Below are 15,250 nucleotides of genomic sequence, written 5' to 3'. Positions count from 1 at the left end.
CTTTACATTACACCATTTACGGATACTGTCGTAAAATAAGCTTGCGGATCTTGAGAGATATCTTTTCAAAACAGGCGCATGAATGCGTAAAATAAGTGTATTCTTTTTGAGTACTATTTATGCGAGGGAGATGTTACCATTATTGTAACAAGATTTATTACAATAATGGGTGAATAAGCAACAAGAGCTGGAAGCTTCTTTTTATTCTTGTTTTGTTGATGAAACAGTCAAAATTTTGCTACAGACAATTGATATGAGATATCAAGTTATTTTAACCAGAATAGATAATTGTAAACAAATTAGCATTATTCATTTGAGAGAAAATTCAACACTTTTTAGTTTTAGTTATGCCATTAAAAGCAGATGAGTTAAAGTTAAATACAAATGAATTAAAATGTCAGCAAGAAGCTTTTCGTTTTACACCAGAGCTTTTGCCACGGCCTTTTACGTGGGAAATCGATCACAATGGTTTGTTTTGTGAAGTCTCAAAAGAGCTAGCTGAAGTTGTTGGTCCTCTCTCTTCTTCTATTTTAGGGTGTAGTTTTCATGAGCTTGCTCATCAATTTAATGATGATCGATATCTGGTTCTCAGTCGTTTTATTGAAGCGGCTATGCCTTGGAGTAAAGAGATTGTTCAATGGCCTGTTGATGGTTGCTTACAATGGCTTGATGTTGAATTGTCAGCTTTGCCAATTTTTGATGTTAAAAAGCAGCTTAAGGGGTTTCGTGGCTTTGGTGTTTTAAAAATACAAAAAAAAGTCCAAGAAAAAAGAAATGAAAAGCTAGAAACAGAAATGCCATGTCTTACGGAGATAGAACGCTCAGCTTTTCGTGAAATTGCAGAGCAATTGCGTGATGAATTGAATTCATCGGTAAAAGAAGAAAATTTAGTTGAAGAAACAGCTATTCAGTTACCATATGCACAAACATTGCCGGTAAATGCTATAGAACAAGCTCTCGTAAAAGAGCCCGCTGCAGTTTTATCATTGTTGGATACAGCAACAAATGGTGTTTTATGGTTGGATGAAGAGGGCTTTGTTCAATCAGCGAGTAGGGCAGCCTTAGCATTAATGGGTTATGAAATAAATGAACTACGAGGACAACCATTCTCTTCATTATTTACTTTGCAAAGCCGACTTTTGGTTGAAAAGTATTTTAAATCAATCCGTATGGAGGGAAAAAATCAGGTTTTAAATCGCAGTGAAACCGCTGATTTAATGACAAAAAATCATAAAAATATAACCGTTTTGATAACGATTGTATTTTTGGCAAAGCAAGGCAATTATGCTGTTATGTTGCGTGATAGGACACAAACAGTTCCATCAGGAGAAAAAAAAGCAGAAGAGGATAAAATCGTTGGAGTTGTTCATGAAATACGAACACCTTTGAATGCTCTTATTGGTTTTGCAGAAATTATGAGAGAAGGCCGTTTTGGTTCGATAGAAAATGAGCGCTATCATGGATATTTACGCGATATTATTTCCTCTGGAAAACATATATTATTGCTTATTAATCAATTACTAGAGTGCTCCAAGATAAATTATTCTGGTTCCGATAACCAGATTGATTCTTCCCTTATTTCTGAAACATTTGATGTAATATCTTGTTTACGTGCGACGATAGCTTTTCTTGAAACTCAAGCCAATCAGAATGGCATTATCATGCGTATTGTTGCTCCACCTCACGTTCCATTTATTCCTGTATCACAACAAGTGTTTCGCCAGATTATATGGAATCTTCTTTCCAATGCTATTCGTTTTACACCTTTGGGTGGACAGATTATTGTTCACGTTTCTTATAGAAAAGAACGTGTAAAAATTTCAGTGAGTGATAATGGTATAGGGATGAACGAAGAAGAGATTATACAGGCACTGCAACCTTATGGTCAAGTAGAGCGCAAAGATGGACGATCTGGTGATAGCGCTTTTATGGGAACAGGTTTAGGCCTCCCAATGTGTAAAGCAATGGTGGAAGAAAGAGGGGGACAATTTTTACTGTTCTCAAAACCCAATCATGGAACAACTGTGGAAATGTTTTTTCCTCGTGTTCCATGATGTAAATCTTGCATAAAATTATTTTTTCTTAGCCAAAAGATCTCTAATTTCTGCTAAAAGTTGTTCTTCTGAAGACGTTTTTTTGGGGCTTTCTTCTTCTTTTCTACGAATTTTATTCATAGCCTTAACGAATAAAAAAAGAACCCAAGCAATAATGAGAAAATTGATAAGTAAAGTAATAAAGTGTCCATAGCTAATGGTTGCTCCAGCTGCTTTGGCGGCACTCAATGTTGCTTGTTTTTCGCCAGCAAGTTGAATAAACATATTAGAAAAATCAATCCCACCTGTAATCAGCCCAATGATTGGCATAAAAATATCATTGACAATTGAGTTGACCAAGCTACCAAAAGCACCCCCTATAATCACACCGATAGCAAGATCAATCATATTACCTTTTAGGGCAAATTCTTTGAATTCTTTAAGCATTGCGTTTTCCCCTTTATATAAGCGATATACGGTAATTTACTTACCGCTTTTGATGAAAAAGGAAAGGGCAGATTTTATTTTTAGGATTATATTACGATATTAATATTATTTTCAAAGAACTTTATAAGGTTTAATAAAGAGCTTTAGGGCTCTATTTGAATGTACATAGAATATTTCCTAGAAAAAAGCTTTTTTGATAAAAACTATATCTGCTTTTTCAACAGAAAGTAGAAAACTGTAGCTTAATTTATATAATTTCCTCAAGATCTTTATGATAACATTAAAAAGAGAGATTTTTACACAATACTACAAAATGAGTAGTGTTGAAAGTTGAGCTATCAGAAAGCTTTTCAAATGAAGTGCATATATTAGCATAACATTTTGTCATAAAAAGAGAATTTAGGAATAAAAAATATATTTCAGCACTGATAGAAGAAATAGATAGATGAGACAGGAGTAAAACTTATAATTTAATTCCTCTTAATTTAGTAAGCGATAATAGCAATTAGGAGGGCATTATGGCTTATCTAAAAGCTATTTGTATTGGGTTACATGAGCTAAAATGGCGATAATTCGGATGGAAGAAACACATTTCATCTGCTGGAAGATTGTATCAGTTTATAAATAGCAGAGCTCTAGGGTTTGCAAGATCATTTTGGTTTGGAAGTCGTTGGCATAATGTTTGAGTTCAATAATCAACTGTCATTACTTAAAATATATGTTAGGCAGAGCACTTAATAGATGCAAAATTGTATTTAATACATCAGAAATGGTAAAGAAAACAACGCAGATTATCAATAGAGTACAAATTGATTGAACATTCTGTTGCTCATAAATAGTGCAACAATAGTATGAATTTAGATGATTTTATGAACCATGTATCCTATAAATGCTAGGAAAAAATAGCTTTATAGAACAAGCTTTGTTTCTATTGAAAACAATATTACACAAAGGAACTTTGGGAATAGAGATAATTTGCCTGCATTTTTAAGAAAATTATGAGCGTGCCTGCATAAGGCGTCATAAAACCATGACTATGGTAAGAGCCATTGATGTTCCAATTCATGCTGAATTTTATAAGATTAGGATTCATATTTTAATCTTTAAAAAATGTCGAAAAAGAGAAACGTTTTTTAAAGAATAAAAAGTTTTTACACGGTATGCATCAATATAAATGTGTATGGTTATTAATGGATTTTTATGCTGAAGTTTCTTATAGAAGAGAGCAGTATTATTTGGATAATATGCTCTCTTTGATTAGTAATCTTTTGTGTTAAAAGATATAGGTGAGGTGCGATGGATCATTTTTATGTTGTGGAGAAGGATTGATGAGTTTTTTTCATTGTATTGGCCGTTCTGCCTTATTTATGTTGGATCCAGAGCAAGCACACGGTTTAGCGATTCTCGGGCTGAAAAGTGGATTAAATGGTTGTCAAAAGGTTGTCGATAAACGTTTGTGTGTAACTGTTGCTGGTCTTGAGTTTGAAAATTTTATTGGTCTTGCAGCGGGGTTTGATAAAAATGCAGAGGTTGTAGATGGTATTTTTCGGTTAGGATTTGGTTTTACTGAAATTGGGACAGTGACACCAAACCCTCAGATTGGAAATCCTAAACCACGGCTTTTTCGTTTAAAAGAAGATGAAGCGATTATTAATAGAATGGGCTTTAATAATGATGGACATCAAGTTGTTTACAATAGATTGCGTGCGTGTAAAAAAACTGGTGTTATAGGAGTCAACATTGGAGCCAATAAGGATACGGTCGATAAGATTGATGATTATACTGTTGGTATTGCTCATTTTTATGATGTTGCTGATTATTTTACGGTTAATATTTCTTCTCCTAATACACCAGGTTTACGTGATTTACAGGCCCGTGACAGTTTGCATCTTTTGTTGAGTGCAATTTCGCAAGAGCGAAATGAGCAAGAGAACAAGCACGGATTCTCCATTCCCATTTTTTTAAAAATTGCTCCCGATTTATCAGAGAAAGAATTAGATGATGTTGCTGAAGAAATAAAACTTTCTGATTTTGATGGGCTGATTGTTTCTAACACAACTCTTTCACGCCAAGGTCTTAGTAATAGTCACTTCCGTAATGAAGAGGGTGGGCTTTCTGGACGTCCACTCTTTGAGCGTTCTACTATTATGCTTGCAAAAATGCGTCAAAAATTAGGGAAGGAGATTGCAATCATTGGCGTTGGCGGTGTAAAGGATGCACAGACTGCTTTGGAAAAAGTAAAAGCTGGTGCAGATTTGATTCAATTATACAGTGGGATGGTTTATGAAGGTCCAGATCTTGTCATAACTATTCTGCAAGAGATTTTGCAGATGATGCAACAAGATGGCGTTGATAACATAAAAGGCTATCGTGATCATAGTCTTGAGCATTGGGCAAAATTTCCTTTGTAAAAAACGCTTTTTTCTTCACAAAAAATTGCGAGATTTTTTTAAAGGGGCTTGCAAACTTTGTTGATTTTCCTTATGTCACATAAGCATAAGAATAAATGTTTACGAAATCGTGAACATTTATGATACATTTTCTTTTTATGCGGTTGTAGCTCAGTTGGTTAGAGCGCTGGTTTGTGGCACCAGAGGTCGTAGGTTCAAATCCCACCAACCGTACCAAAAAATTTTATTGAAAATACTGAAAATGGATGTGCAAGACGAACAAACGCTTGCTAAGAGTATTGTATCACCGACTGTAACTGCTTGGGGGTATAATGTTGTACAAAAAACGCATGGCATTCCAAAAAAAACAATAAGGCGCATTGCGCTTCTCCTCTTACCTTAATGCGTTCTCATTATGCATCTTTTACACAAGACTTGCGATGGAAAGATTTTACGGAACAAATCAATTGTTTTGTTTAAAAGATCCGAGCTTCATACACTTTTCAATATGGAAGGGTATTCACAATGTTTGTTGTGATGAAGCAATTGCTATCTCTTGGCATGCCACTGGCTGTTGGGTTTATCTCTCAGATGATGATTTCCTTCACAGAAGCAGCGCTTGTAGCGCATTTAGGCGTGCAAGCCTTGAGTGGTACAATGTTAGCTCTGAGTATATTTAGTTTTGTTATGTTGTTTGGGCTAGGTATTATTACCGCGGTTGCACCAAAACTTGCGGAAAGTTTTCGTAGACAAGATAGATATGCATTAAAGGCATGGTTTGATCAAGGAATAGGGCTTTCCCTTTTGATTGGAACGGTGAGTGCGATCATTTTACTCAACACGAGGAATATTTTGTGTTTTCTCGGCCAAGATGGGACAATTGCCAATATAGCGCAGGAATATAATAGTGGTGCTGCTATAGGGGTGGTGTTTTTTTATCTTTATGTGAATAGCCGGGGATTACTGTCAGCAATTGGTAATCCAAAGCCGTTAACCTGGGTTATGCTTGCGGCTATCCTTGTGAATTTTCTTATCTCTTGGCCGCTTATTTTTGGTATAGGTTCTATAAGCGGATTAGGTGTCTTTGGTGCAGGAATTGCGAGCAGTTTGATCCGTATTTTGATTGTTATTGCAGCAGCAATAATTTTGTCCCGCAATTCTGCTTTTCATTCTTTTCGCTTTAATTATTTGAGACAAAAGTTAGAGATTTCACGAATAATAAAATTGCTGCGAGTAGGGCTACCCATTGGTATACGTATTCTTATTGCGGAGGGCTTTCCTTCGGTCATTGCATTTATGATTACGGTTTATGGGGTCGAATCTTTGGCCGCGCATACGATAGGGATGCGTCTCGATATGCTTATTTCTGTGGTGGCTTTGGGGATTTCCAGCGCAGCCGCAACAATAGCAGCGTGGTATAGAGCAGATAGGAATAATATGGCTCTAAAACAATTGCGTATGAATGTCACTGTTTTTGCTGTAACTTATGTCTTGTTTTTATCAGGGATTGTTTATCTCTCTTATGGATTCATCCTTACAACCATCTTTAATATTTCTTCAGAACGCGTTGTTGTTTTCTCTTGGAAGTTGCTTCCGTTCATCTTATTGTCTTTTGCTTTTGGCACTTTAGGTGCTATGCTCAATGGCATACTTGTGGGCTTGCTTGATACGTTTTGGTCAACAATTGTTGTAGCAATAAGTTATTGGGGGTTAGGCCTATTTGGGGGAGCGCTAATGGCGCATTTTTTTGAATATGGCTTTATTGGCTATTGGTTTGGCATGATTGGTGCAAGCTTAATCGTTTCTATCTTTAATTATATGCGCGTGGGTTATTTAATAAAATGCAATCCTATGTTTGGGGCAGAGTGAGTGTTATAAAAGCGCTTGTAAAGCACTAGCTGTGAAGGCTTAGCTACTCATCGTCCATAGAGGCTGTTTTACTTCTATGGAGATAACAATATAGGTTACAAAACTTGCTTAATATTGAAAAGAAGTGTCTTTGATTGTAGTCTCAATATTATTTATTGAGTTTTTAAAATAATATAGGTTTATTAAAATCATTCGGCTACAATTTAAGAGTAAGTTCGGTAGATTGGAAGAGTTTAATACCTTAAAAAATGACGAGAAAAACGTGCTTATATTCATACGCCGTTGAGGAGTCATTTAAAAAAGTTATTGTTTTTATAAGTTATTACCATTGCGATGCTAAAGTGTATACATTTGTCAAAACAATCGCAGACGCTGACGATGTTATTCTTGCAAGCCCTGTTTATCACAGGTCTTATTCAGAGACTTTGAAGAACGCTTTTGATAATTTAGATTGTGATGCTTTTTGGGCTCTCATGGCAGTACAGCAAAAAATGCGCTACTGTCATGTAAATATTTGGTACCAGTTGTGCATACGCTTTATAGACAAGCTCTGCAATATCAAGTTGCTTCGGCTAAAGATGATTTTGTGTCTGAGAATGCAGGCCGTACATGGAGATTGAACAGTGAAGATGTACGGGCTCGCTGCGCACATCTTGTTGATGAAATGTATAAATTTTTAAATAATAAGGGTGGAGGATATGATCAAAAATGATAAGAAATACCGTTAGTTAGTCGTTGGTAGTACAGGAATATTGGCGCCCTTTTGCCGGTCATGAGGGCTGAACAACGTGATTATCGCAGCGCGTTTTTATTCTCATCAATCCAAAATTGAGCTATTTCAGACAAGGGCTAAATGTATATTTTGGAGATTATTATAAGCCATAGACACAATTTTTAAAAAGGGTACCACTATGGACGGGCTTGAAATATTGCATATTATGGAGGGCATTCGCCTGCACATGTATTTTTGTGTAGATTGAGATTGAGCGGTTGGCCTTCTTACCGAAGCCTCTGCGTATTGTTCATGTTTTTGGTTCTAATGCAGAGGATAAAATAATCTCTGGATGTGCGCATCACAATAAGATTGATTCCACATCTGTAAAATTAGGTCGGAAAAGGCGATCATATGGCCGGCGGTGGTCAATGAGAAAAGTCTTTATGATCATGTGATTTGTGAGAGCCGTATTGAGAAAGAGTTTGCGCAAAATCTCGATAATGACTCTGATGTAAGATTGTTTTTTAAACTGCCAAGAAGTTTTAAAATAGCCACTCCCATTGGTTCTTATACGCCTGATTGGATGTTTTTTTAGAGTGAGATGGCGCACAAAAGCTTTATTTTGTACTGGAAACAAAAGGAACGAATAGCGAGTTTGATTTGCGCCTTAAAGAAATGCTGAAGATTAAATGCGGCAAGGCGCATTTTACCGCTCTTGAGACTGGTGTGGTGTTTAACGAGGCACCGGTGATGAGTTGGCGCGATTCTAAGCGGGGGATGGTAGTAGAGAGAGTAGGGGGGCTGTGGTAAGAGTGGGCGGCACGAATGACGCTGTCTTTAGTTGCGTACCGCCAAGCTAATTTTGTGCTTTGCGAAATTCGCCAAGGCTTTTGGACGTACCGCGTTTACCGCGTAATAAAATCTTATGAATATCATGCAGAAGGCGCGCGCAGAAGGGGGTGATTACGTGACTAGCTTCCCAATGCCGTAATTAAGTACAGCCACATAATGAGATAGCTCTTCAATATCATTAGTCACACTGATACTTTTTCTTTATTTTCAAACAATAATAGGTCAGATGGTAACGGTTATGTCCTTTCTATCTGAGAAAAGAGTAGCACCGCTTGCGTATATGCACGAGTAAAAGTCAATCAACATTGGTCTGAGGTAAAACCGCCAATTATTTCTAATACACCTAAGGATTTCATAGCTTGCTCTAACGGTTTATATAAAGCCGCCCTTTTAAAAGGTGGATTGGGTGGAAAATTTATTGGGATATAGGCTTTATGAATCTCTCGAACTAAGCTTTCTACTATGCAGGCCCTAAGGCGTGATTGCATATATGGTCGCATCTGTTGCTGCGTTGTGTAGGCAAAGATCCTAAACTAGGAAAGGAGGGCTGCTCTTTTGATTACAAAGGAAGAATACGGCGCGTAAGTGCAGCAAAATGTATTTTGAGGAGCAGTAAAGGGGTGAGGCATTTGATGTCCAGCGGGTAACGGATTAACTGGAGTATAAGTGGGTATTGCTAGGGCGGAGTTTTTGGTTAAGAATTGCACTTCGTACGCTATAAGCTCTCTGCATCTTTCATATAGGCGTTGGATCATCGCCCAATGCAACGTAAAGGGGCTGTTTTGTCTTTAGCGCTTGTTTGGCTGCTTCTATAGTGCCGCTGGCTCTATCAGCCACTATGGTGATAATTTTCTCGTCCAAAGAACAGATCAATCGATTGCGTAATAGGGTATGTGTGCCTTTTTTGACCGTGTCTTTTTTAAAAAGCAGCTGTTACCTCGTGGCAGGATTGGGTGTGTTTATATGATCAGCCTGCCAAAGAAAAGGAAGCGTTATCGCGATAGCCACCAATAGGAGCCCAGCGATAAAGGTGGCAGCAAACTGCAATGATATAAAAGAACCAAGGACGCCGACCAAAAAGCTTCCGACCGGCGTTCCAGCATAGCCTATCACTCGAAAAGCAGAATTAGCTCGCCCGAGAAGTTGCTTTGGTGTGAGGCGCTGCCTGAAGGCGGTAACACCAATAAACCATAAGCTTGCTCCAACGCCAGCGATAAAGGTGACGCCCCATACGACGACAGCACTTTTTGAAAAGGCTGGAACCAGCAGTAAGACAACCGTTCCTAAACCGTCAGTGAGAACAGCTAGGCGCACCGGTGCATAACGTATACGCGGTGCAAATAGGGCACCTGCCATTGTTCCAAGCGCGTAGGCTGCAAACATCACGCCATATTGGCTGCTATGTAGGCCCAGATACCGACCGTCGGTAACGAAGAAGATGAACGAGGTTAGGAATGCTCCAAATACCACCGATAGAAAGAATGTGAGTAATGTAAGGGAGGTAAGATGCCGATTTGAAAAAATGAAATGAAAGCCGGCAATGATATAACGGAAAGTGATGTTTTCTTTATCAGGTGTTGGCGATGTCGGAACAGCACGGCGAGCGGTAAAAATCAATGTGATAAAAAGCACGATTAAAAGGCCGAGAAATAGCAGTGTGCTATGCGCTAAAATGCTGCTTGTTATGACAGGGGCAAGAAAATAGGAGACCCCGAAATCTAAAAACAAGACAATTGAGTAGAAGGTCATCAATCGCTCTCCCTCCATGATAAGTGGTGGAATCGTCATTATATAAGCTTCGGCAGAAACGACGATGAATCCAGCAATGGTTGCATAGAAGAAAATTTGTTCGGCTGGAGCAATCTGTATCATGAGCAGTACGAACAGTACAATATGCAGTAGCGTGAAGATGAGGAGAGCCGAGGTGGCAAGTTTTATTTTGTCGCAGCGATCAAGTAAAGCGCCTGCAAGGATGCCGAAAATTGGCCACGCTAATGAAAAGAGACCTTGCGCCCAACTTACTCCGACTACGCCATATCCAGATTGTCTTGCTAATAGCGGGATGGCAGTGCGCAAAGCACCGCTGAGTAAGGCGAGCAGACTAACGGTTAGGCAAAAATAGCGTATGTTCTTGTTGGAAAAAAGCGTGAACATTCTGTTCTCCTTAAGATGCCACACAGGTTTCCACTGTTCCATCAAGTACGGCGGTTGTATTCAGCATGTTTGCGACATAGCCGTCCAAGATATTCCTATCTGCCTGAGGTAGAAGAAAATACATAAGGTTGGAATACCATTGCCAACCACGCTGAGTCAGCTGGAGATCGTTATCACTTTCTGCGATGAGACCTGCACCTATGAGCTGTTGTAGGTTATTGTAAACGAAAGAGGGGAGTGCGGTCCAGTCAATTCTTTCTTTTTTGGCATAACCGTTATAAGGTAGCCTCATACACGAAGCCTTGGAGGCTTGTTGCTCTGCTGATACCCAATTGTAGTATACTTTGGATTTGCCTTTAAGTTGTATGTCGGTAATGTATCCGCTTCGACTGGGATTGGCTCGTGTGACGAGTGAGCCGAGAATCGACATTGCTGACGCCCCGAAGCCAACCACATAATCGTCATGATAACCATGCAAATATTTGTGATAGCGGAAATAATTAGCTGAACTCGTTTTAGCGAGCGTTAGAGGAGTGTTGTTGGCAATTTTGATATAGGAATGCCCATTACACGGCGCATAGCCGCAGCTGCGCATAACGATGTCGCTAAATAAGCGAAGCATCTGTCGATGCTGTAGGCTGGATGGCTTTAGCCCTTTTTGTGCGTAAGACTTATGCAGTTGCGACGTGATAGCCAGATTGTTAATTGCATAGAGGTTGATGGTTTCAGGGTGAAGCTCGCTGGCTTGCTTCAAATCGTATAATAGTTCTTCGGCTTGCTGGCTGTGTATGCCATATAGTAGGTCGAAACCGACATGTCCAATTATCTCTTGTGACCAAGCCACGGTATTGTTGATTTGTTCACGTGTTGAGGTGAGGTTAAACAATGATCGGAAACGCTCAATGAAACTCTGTATACCGAAGCTGATCCGGTTAACGCCGATCTCACGGGCAGCATAAAGTTTATCACGTGTGACGCTCTTCGGTTCGCTTTCCAGTGTAAATTCGGCTAAGGAAGAGAGCTCAAATTCGGCATGCAATACTTTTCCGATGTGTCGGATATTATCTGCGGACAAAAGCGACGGTGTGCCACCCCCTATATAGATGCTGCGGATGGGCCCTCTAAGCGAGCGAATGAAATTTCCTTTGTTTCTGATCTCTGTGGTAAGCGCTGAAATATAAGATTCGATTTGTTTAACGTGCTTGTAGGCCCCTTTCTAAAAGGGACAGAAGGAACAGATGGTTTCGCAAAAGGGAATATGCAAATAAAGAGAAATGGTACGCGCTTGTGGAATCTGCTTACTGTGCGCTAGTTTATTAAAGTCTAGGTAATCGTAAAATTCATTTGAAATAGTGCGAAATAACGGATATGTGAAGTTGTAAATCGGCTTGAGTTGATCGAACTTCACAAAAGGATGATCCACGAGTTGCATAGCTTACCTCCCCCAATTTCTTAACTCGCACTATATTATTGACGGGCGACTGGTGACCCAATCACCCGAGTGTATTACCAAAGATTTTCACGGAACATAATGAATCCTCCTTTTGTAGAAGTTATATGTATTATACATATAACTTCTTATATGAACAGGCCAGCTTGTTTAAGAGGCAATGTAAAGATAAAAATATAAAAAAACTTTCTCTTTCAGCCTTATGGTCTGATATTGTAATTGGTATCCTGTTTTACGTGGTCTGGCTATGAATGCCTAGAGCGAGAAAAAGCAGGGTATTTTAATGGATGTGCGGGGCATCATTGTTATGTTGTTAGGACTTGGAATTTGCGTCTGGTTATGAAATATCATTAGCGCAAAAAGATGGTTTTAAAGGTAGAGATACATTTTTTATATCCCTGTAAAACTTCGAGAAGAGATAGAATTATCCTATTAGAAAACATATAAATATCCAGTGTGATAATATTATCGAATTACATGACATCATCACTCTTGCACGCCATTTTGATATATTACCTAAAATCTCATTGAGATTGTGCCATGTACTGGCAAACGGGGATAGATCGTGTTTTGGTATGACTGCGGCGAAGTTACGTGCCGCATTATCTTTGCTAGAATCCAATAGGATTAGGCTTAATGGGGTGCCTTTGCATGTGGGCTCTAATTTGAATTCGACTGAGTTAATAGTATCCACCTTAACTAAGGCTGGAAAGGATATTTACGCATTGAAGGATCAAAAAAGTTTTATCAGTCTAGGCGGAGGATATCGGACTTCCACAGCGTTCTGCCATGTCGTGACGGTCAATGACGAATACCCTCGTAAAATTTATGAGGCATTATCACAATTGGGTTGTGATTTACATAAGCTTACAGTAATTATTGAACCTAGGCGTATTATATCTAAAGATTATGGTTATTTATTTTCAAATATTAGCTCTATAAAAGAGCAGAATGGTACGAACTTAATTATAATCTGGGCTCTGGGGATGTGTACTTAGTCTGCCCAGTATCACGAGATCATAAGTCAAAGTATATGAAAGCAACTGATACAAAATAGATTTTACGATGGTGGAAGATCGACGATAAAGGACGTTAGTTAAAAGGAAATTGATATTATTGTGTTCTCATATCCTGATTTTTTGGCTTTTTAGATATAAATAACACACCTCCTAGTGGGCTGGAGACTATCAAATGTTGGATCACGCATGGCGCAATTAGCAAAAAATCCTATCTATTGGATTTGGTATGCTCTACTGGATTCTCAGCTCTAAATATTGTGTGCGAAGTGCAATGTCAAGCGGTGGGAATTGATATAAGTGCAGAGTCTGTACCATCCACTCAGAACAAGGTTGATAGCTCTGTTATGCAGACGATGGTTAAGTTTCATGTCGGAAATGCTGAGCGTATGACTTATCCTGAAAATACATTTACGCATATTATGGCGGGGTGAGTGTTTGTAAGCACTAGCTGTAAAGGTTACTCACCATCCTAGGGTGTTTACTTCTATGTGGATAACAATAGAGTTACAAAACTTGCTTCATATTAAAAGAAAAGTTTCTTTTCTTTTAATATGAAGCATTGCTACAACCAAAAGGAAATTAAATATCTCGCCTTTATTATTCTCGTCAATGTTTGCTTATATATGATTATTTGAATCGGAATTAGGTTACGTACAATATGGTATTTCTCGCTGTTTTATATAAGGAGAAAGTTCGCATCGATGTATCGGGTGCAATATCAATTTTTTCACTATGGTGATAGGATAGCTTTTTGAGCGTAAAGTTCTTTTACCTTGATAGATCTTATAGTATTCTTCAAAAATATCAGTTGATAAATTTTTTTCGTGTCGTTTATGCATGGGCTGATACAATAAGAATAGGACTTGATTGTTTTTAAAGTTGGTATGTTATGGCTGTAAAAAATGGTAAACAAACGAAAAGTAAGAATTTTAAACCTGTCTCTCGTTTTCTCAAAAGTTTACGTGGTGTGCGCAATTGGGAACAAGTTTCACAATGGCTTGCTTTTCGTAAGGTAGAGGATATTGAATGTATTACGCCTGATCAAGCAGGGGTACCACGGGGCAAGATGATGCTTTCTAAAAAATTTACATCGGAAACATCATTGGCATTGCCTTCAGCAGTTTTTATGGCAACAATTTCAGGGGATTATCCGGAAGATGGTCATGGTTTTGAATATCCTAAAGCAGATGGTGATTTACGCCTTGAGCCTGATCTTTCTACGTTAAGCATTGTTCCATGGGAAGATGCTCCTACGGCACAGGTGATTTGTGATCTTGTGTATCAAAATGGTCAGGTTGTGGATTACACACCACGCAATGTTTTACGAACAGTGGTTCATTTTTACACAAAAATGGGTTTAAGCCCTGTTGTGGCACCAGAAATTGAGTTTTATTTGGTACAAAAAAATCCCGATCCTGATTATCCGTTAGTTCCACCGGTTGGTCGTTCTGGGCGTTCAATTGGTGGTGGACAGGGGTATTCCATTGCTGGTGTTAATGAATTCGATGATTTGATTGATGATATTTATCAATTTTCAGAGGCACAAGGATTGGAAATTGATACCCTCATTCATGAAGAAGGAGCAGGACAGTTTGAAATCAATTTACGTCATGGTGATCCTATTGAATTAGCGGATCAAGTTTTTATGTTTAAACGAACAATTCGTGAAGCAGCACTAAAACATAATATGTATGCAACTTTTATGGCAAAACCCATTCAAGGGCAGCCGGGTTCTGCTATGCATATTCACCAATCGGTTGTTGATAAGAAAACCGGTATGAATATTTTTACACAGGAAAATGGTGAAGAAAGTATCTGTTTTCGCCATTTTATTGGTGGATTGCAAAAACATATGCCAGGCGTACTTGTGATGCTTGCGCCTTATGTGAATTCTTATCGACGTCTTGTCCCTGATAATTCGGCTCCTGTTAATTTGCGGTGGGGATATGATAATCGTACTACAGCTTTTCGAGTTCCCCGTTCTGCTCCTCAAGCGCGACGTGTTGAGAATAGGCTTCCTTCATCAGATGCGAATCCTTATTTAGCCCTTGCGGCTTCTTTAGCGTGTGGTCTTATTGGTTTGCAACAAAAAATTGAGCCGGATGAGCCAGCGATAAATAATGTAAACGCTGATAATATTGAGTTACCGCGTGGGCTCATTGAGGCAGTCAATTTGTTTGAACAAGATACAGTGATACGTGCTATTTTAGGGGATGTGTTTGTCAGTACTTATGCTGCAATCAAACGACAAGAGTTTGAAACTTTTATGGAAGTAATCAGTCCGTGGGAGCGTGAATATCTCCTGCTGAATGTTTAAATTT

General features: G+C 38.7%; 14 protein-coding genes, 1 tRNA gene and 1 pseudogene. 12 read left to right on the top strand and 4 right to left on the bottom strand.

Translation table 11 applies throughout. The annotated features are described in order from the left end of the window. Positions 1-347 precede the first annotated feature (347 nt). Positions 348-2,054, top strand: coding sequence for an ATP-binding protein (locus tag ACFIQE_RS04275; RefSeq protein ID WP_375629605.1), 1,707 nt, complete (start codon positions 348-350; stop codon positions 2,052-2,054). 18 nt (positions 2,055-2,072) lie between these two features. On the opposite strand, the gene mscL is transcribed toward ACFIQE_RS04275, so the two are convergent. After that, entirely contained in the window at positions 2,073-2,480 is a 408-nt protein-coding gene (gene mscL / locus ACFIQE_RS04270) for a large conductance mechanosensitive channel protein MscL (RefSeq protein WP_375707298.1), read from the bottom strand. A gap of 1,328 nt (positions 2,481-3,808) precedes the next feature. Here mscL and ACFIQE_RS04265 point away from each other — a divergent pair. From ACFIQE_RS04265 to ACFIQE_RS04230, 8 genes and pseudogenes are all read left to right on the top strand, one after another. Beyond that, positions 3,809-4,891 (top strand): quinone-dependent dihydroorotate dehydrogenase, encoded by a 1,083-nt coding sequence (locus tag ACFIQE_RS04265; RefSeq protein WP_375707297.1) that lies wholly within the window; start codon positions 3,809-3,811, stop codon positions 4,889-4,891. A gap of 139 nt (positions 4,892-5,030) precedes the next feature. Beyond that, positions 5,031-5,107 (top strand) — tRNA-His (locus ACFIQE_RS04260). A gap of 10 nt (positions 5,108-5,117) precedes the next feature. Further along, positions 5,118-5,273: a hypothetical protein gene (locus ACFIQE_RS04255; protein ID WP_375640951.1), complete on the top strand. Its 156-nt coding sequence runs from the start codon at positions 5,118-5,120 to the stop codon at positions 5,271-5,273. A gap of 122 nt (positions 5,274-5,395) precedes the next feature. Continuing rightward, the gene (locus tag ACFIQE_RS04250; RefSeq protein ID WP_375640950.1) at positions 5,396-6,739 is read left to right on the top strand and encodes an MATE family efflux transporter; all 1,344 of its coding nucleotides are present in this window, start codon (positions 5,396-5,398) and stop codon (positions 6,737-6,739) included. Positions 6,740-6,987: 248 nt separating this feature from the next. Beyond that, positions 6,988-7,146, top strand: a pseudogene (locus tag ACFIQE_RS04245) (hypothetical protein); the annotation flags it as partial. A 56-nt stretch (positions 7,147-7,202) separates the two neighbouring features. After that, positions 7,203-7,451 (top strand): hypothetical protein, encoded by a 249-nt coding sequence (locus ACFIQE_RS04240; protein WP_375707309.1) that lies wholly within the window; start codon positions 7,203-7,205, stop codon positions 7,449-7,451. 424 nt (positions 7,452-7,875) lie between these two features. Then, entirely contained in the window at positions 7,876-8,049 is a 174-nt protein-coding gene (locus tag ACFIQE_RS04235; RefSeq protein ID WP_375640949.1) for a hypothetical protein, read from the top strand. Positions 8,050-8,114: 65 nt separating this feature from the next. Continuing rightward, positions 8,115-8,264: a hypothetical protein gene (locus tag ACFIQE_RS04230; RefSeq protein WP_375640948.1), complete on the top strand. Its 150-nt coding sequence runs from the start codon at positions 8,115-8,117 to the stop codon at positions 8,262-8,264. A gap of 777 nt (positions 8,265-9,041) precedes the next feature. Here ACFIQE_RS04230 and ACFIQE_RS04225 read toward each other — a convergent pair. The 3 genes from ACFIQE_RS04225 to ACFIQE_RS04215 all read right to left on the bottom strand — a co-directional run bounded on the left by ACFIQE_RS04225 (position 9,042) and on the right by ACFIQE_RS04215 (position 11,535). Then, positions 9,042-9,167, bottom strand: coding sequence for a hypothetical protein (locus ACFIQE_RS04225; RefSeq protein WP_375629597.1), 126 nt, complete (start codon positions 9,165-9,167; stop codon positions 9,042-9,044). Positions 9,168-9,239: 72 nt separating this feature from the next. Beyond that, entirely contained in the window at positions 9,240-10,460 is a 1,221-nt protein-coding gene (locus ACFIQE_RS04220; protein WP_375706897.1) for an MFS transporter, read from the bottom strand. Positions 10,461-10,470: 10 nt separating this feature from the next. Continuing rightward, positions 10,471-11,535 carry a coproporphyrinogen III oxidase gene (locus tag ACFIQE_RS04215; protein ID WP_375707296.1) on the bottom strand — a complete coding sequence of 355 codons (1,065 nt, stop codon included), beginning with the start codon at positions 11,533-11,535 and terminating at the stop codon, positions 10,471-10,473. Positions 11,536-12,341: 806 nt separating this feature from the next. On the opposite strand from ACFIQE_RS04215, the gene ACFIQE_RS04210 reads away from it, so the two are divergent. From ACFIQE_RS04210 to ACFIQE_RS04200, 3 genes are all read left to right on the top strand, one after another. Next, positions 12,342-12,908 (top strand): hypothetical protein, encoded by a 567-nt coding sequence (locus tag ACFIQE_RS04210; protein ID WP_375707308.1) that lies wholly within the window; start codon positions 12,342-12,344, stop codon positions 12,906-12,908. Positions 12,909-13,063: 155 nt separating this feature from the next. Next, on the top strand, positions 13,064-13,360 hold the full coding sequence (locus ACFIQE_RS04205) for a class I SAM-dependent methyltransferase (RefSeq protein ID WP_375707307.1): 297 nt from the start codon (positions 13,064-13,066) through the stop codon (positions 13,358-13,360). Positions 13,361-13,818: 458 nt separating this feature from the next. Then, entirely contained in the window at positions 13,819-15,246 is a 1,428-nt protein-coding gene (locus ACFIQE_RS04200) for a glutamine synthetase family protein (protein WP_375618430.1), read from the top strand. The last annotated feature ends 4 nt before the right edge of the window (positions 15,247-15,250 follow it).

The organism is Bartonella sp. AA1HLJMS, assembly GCF_042197445.1.
Classification (GTDB): Bacteria; Pseudomonadota; Alphaproteobacteria; order Rhizobiales; family Rhizobiaceae; genus Bartonella.
The sequence above is the reverse complement of the archived record's forward strand: the minus strand, read 5'-3'. Positions and strand labels throughout refer to the sequence as shown.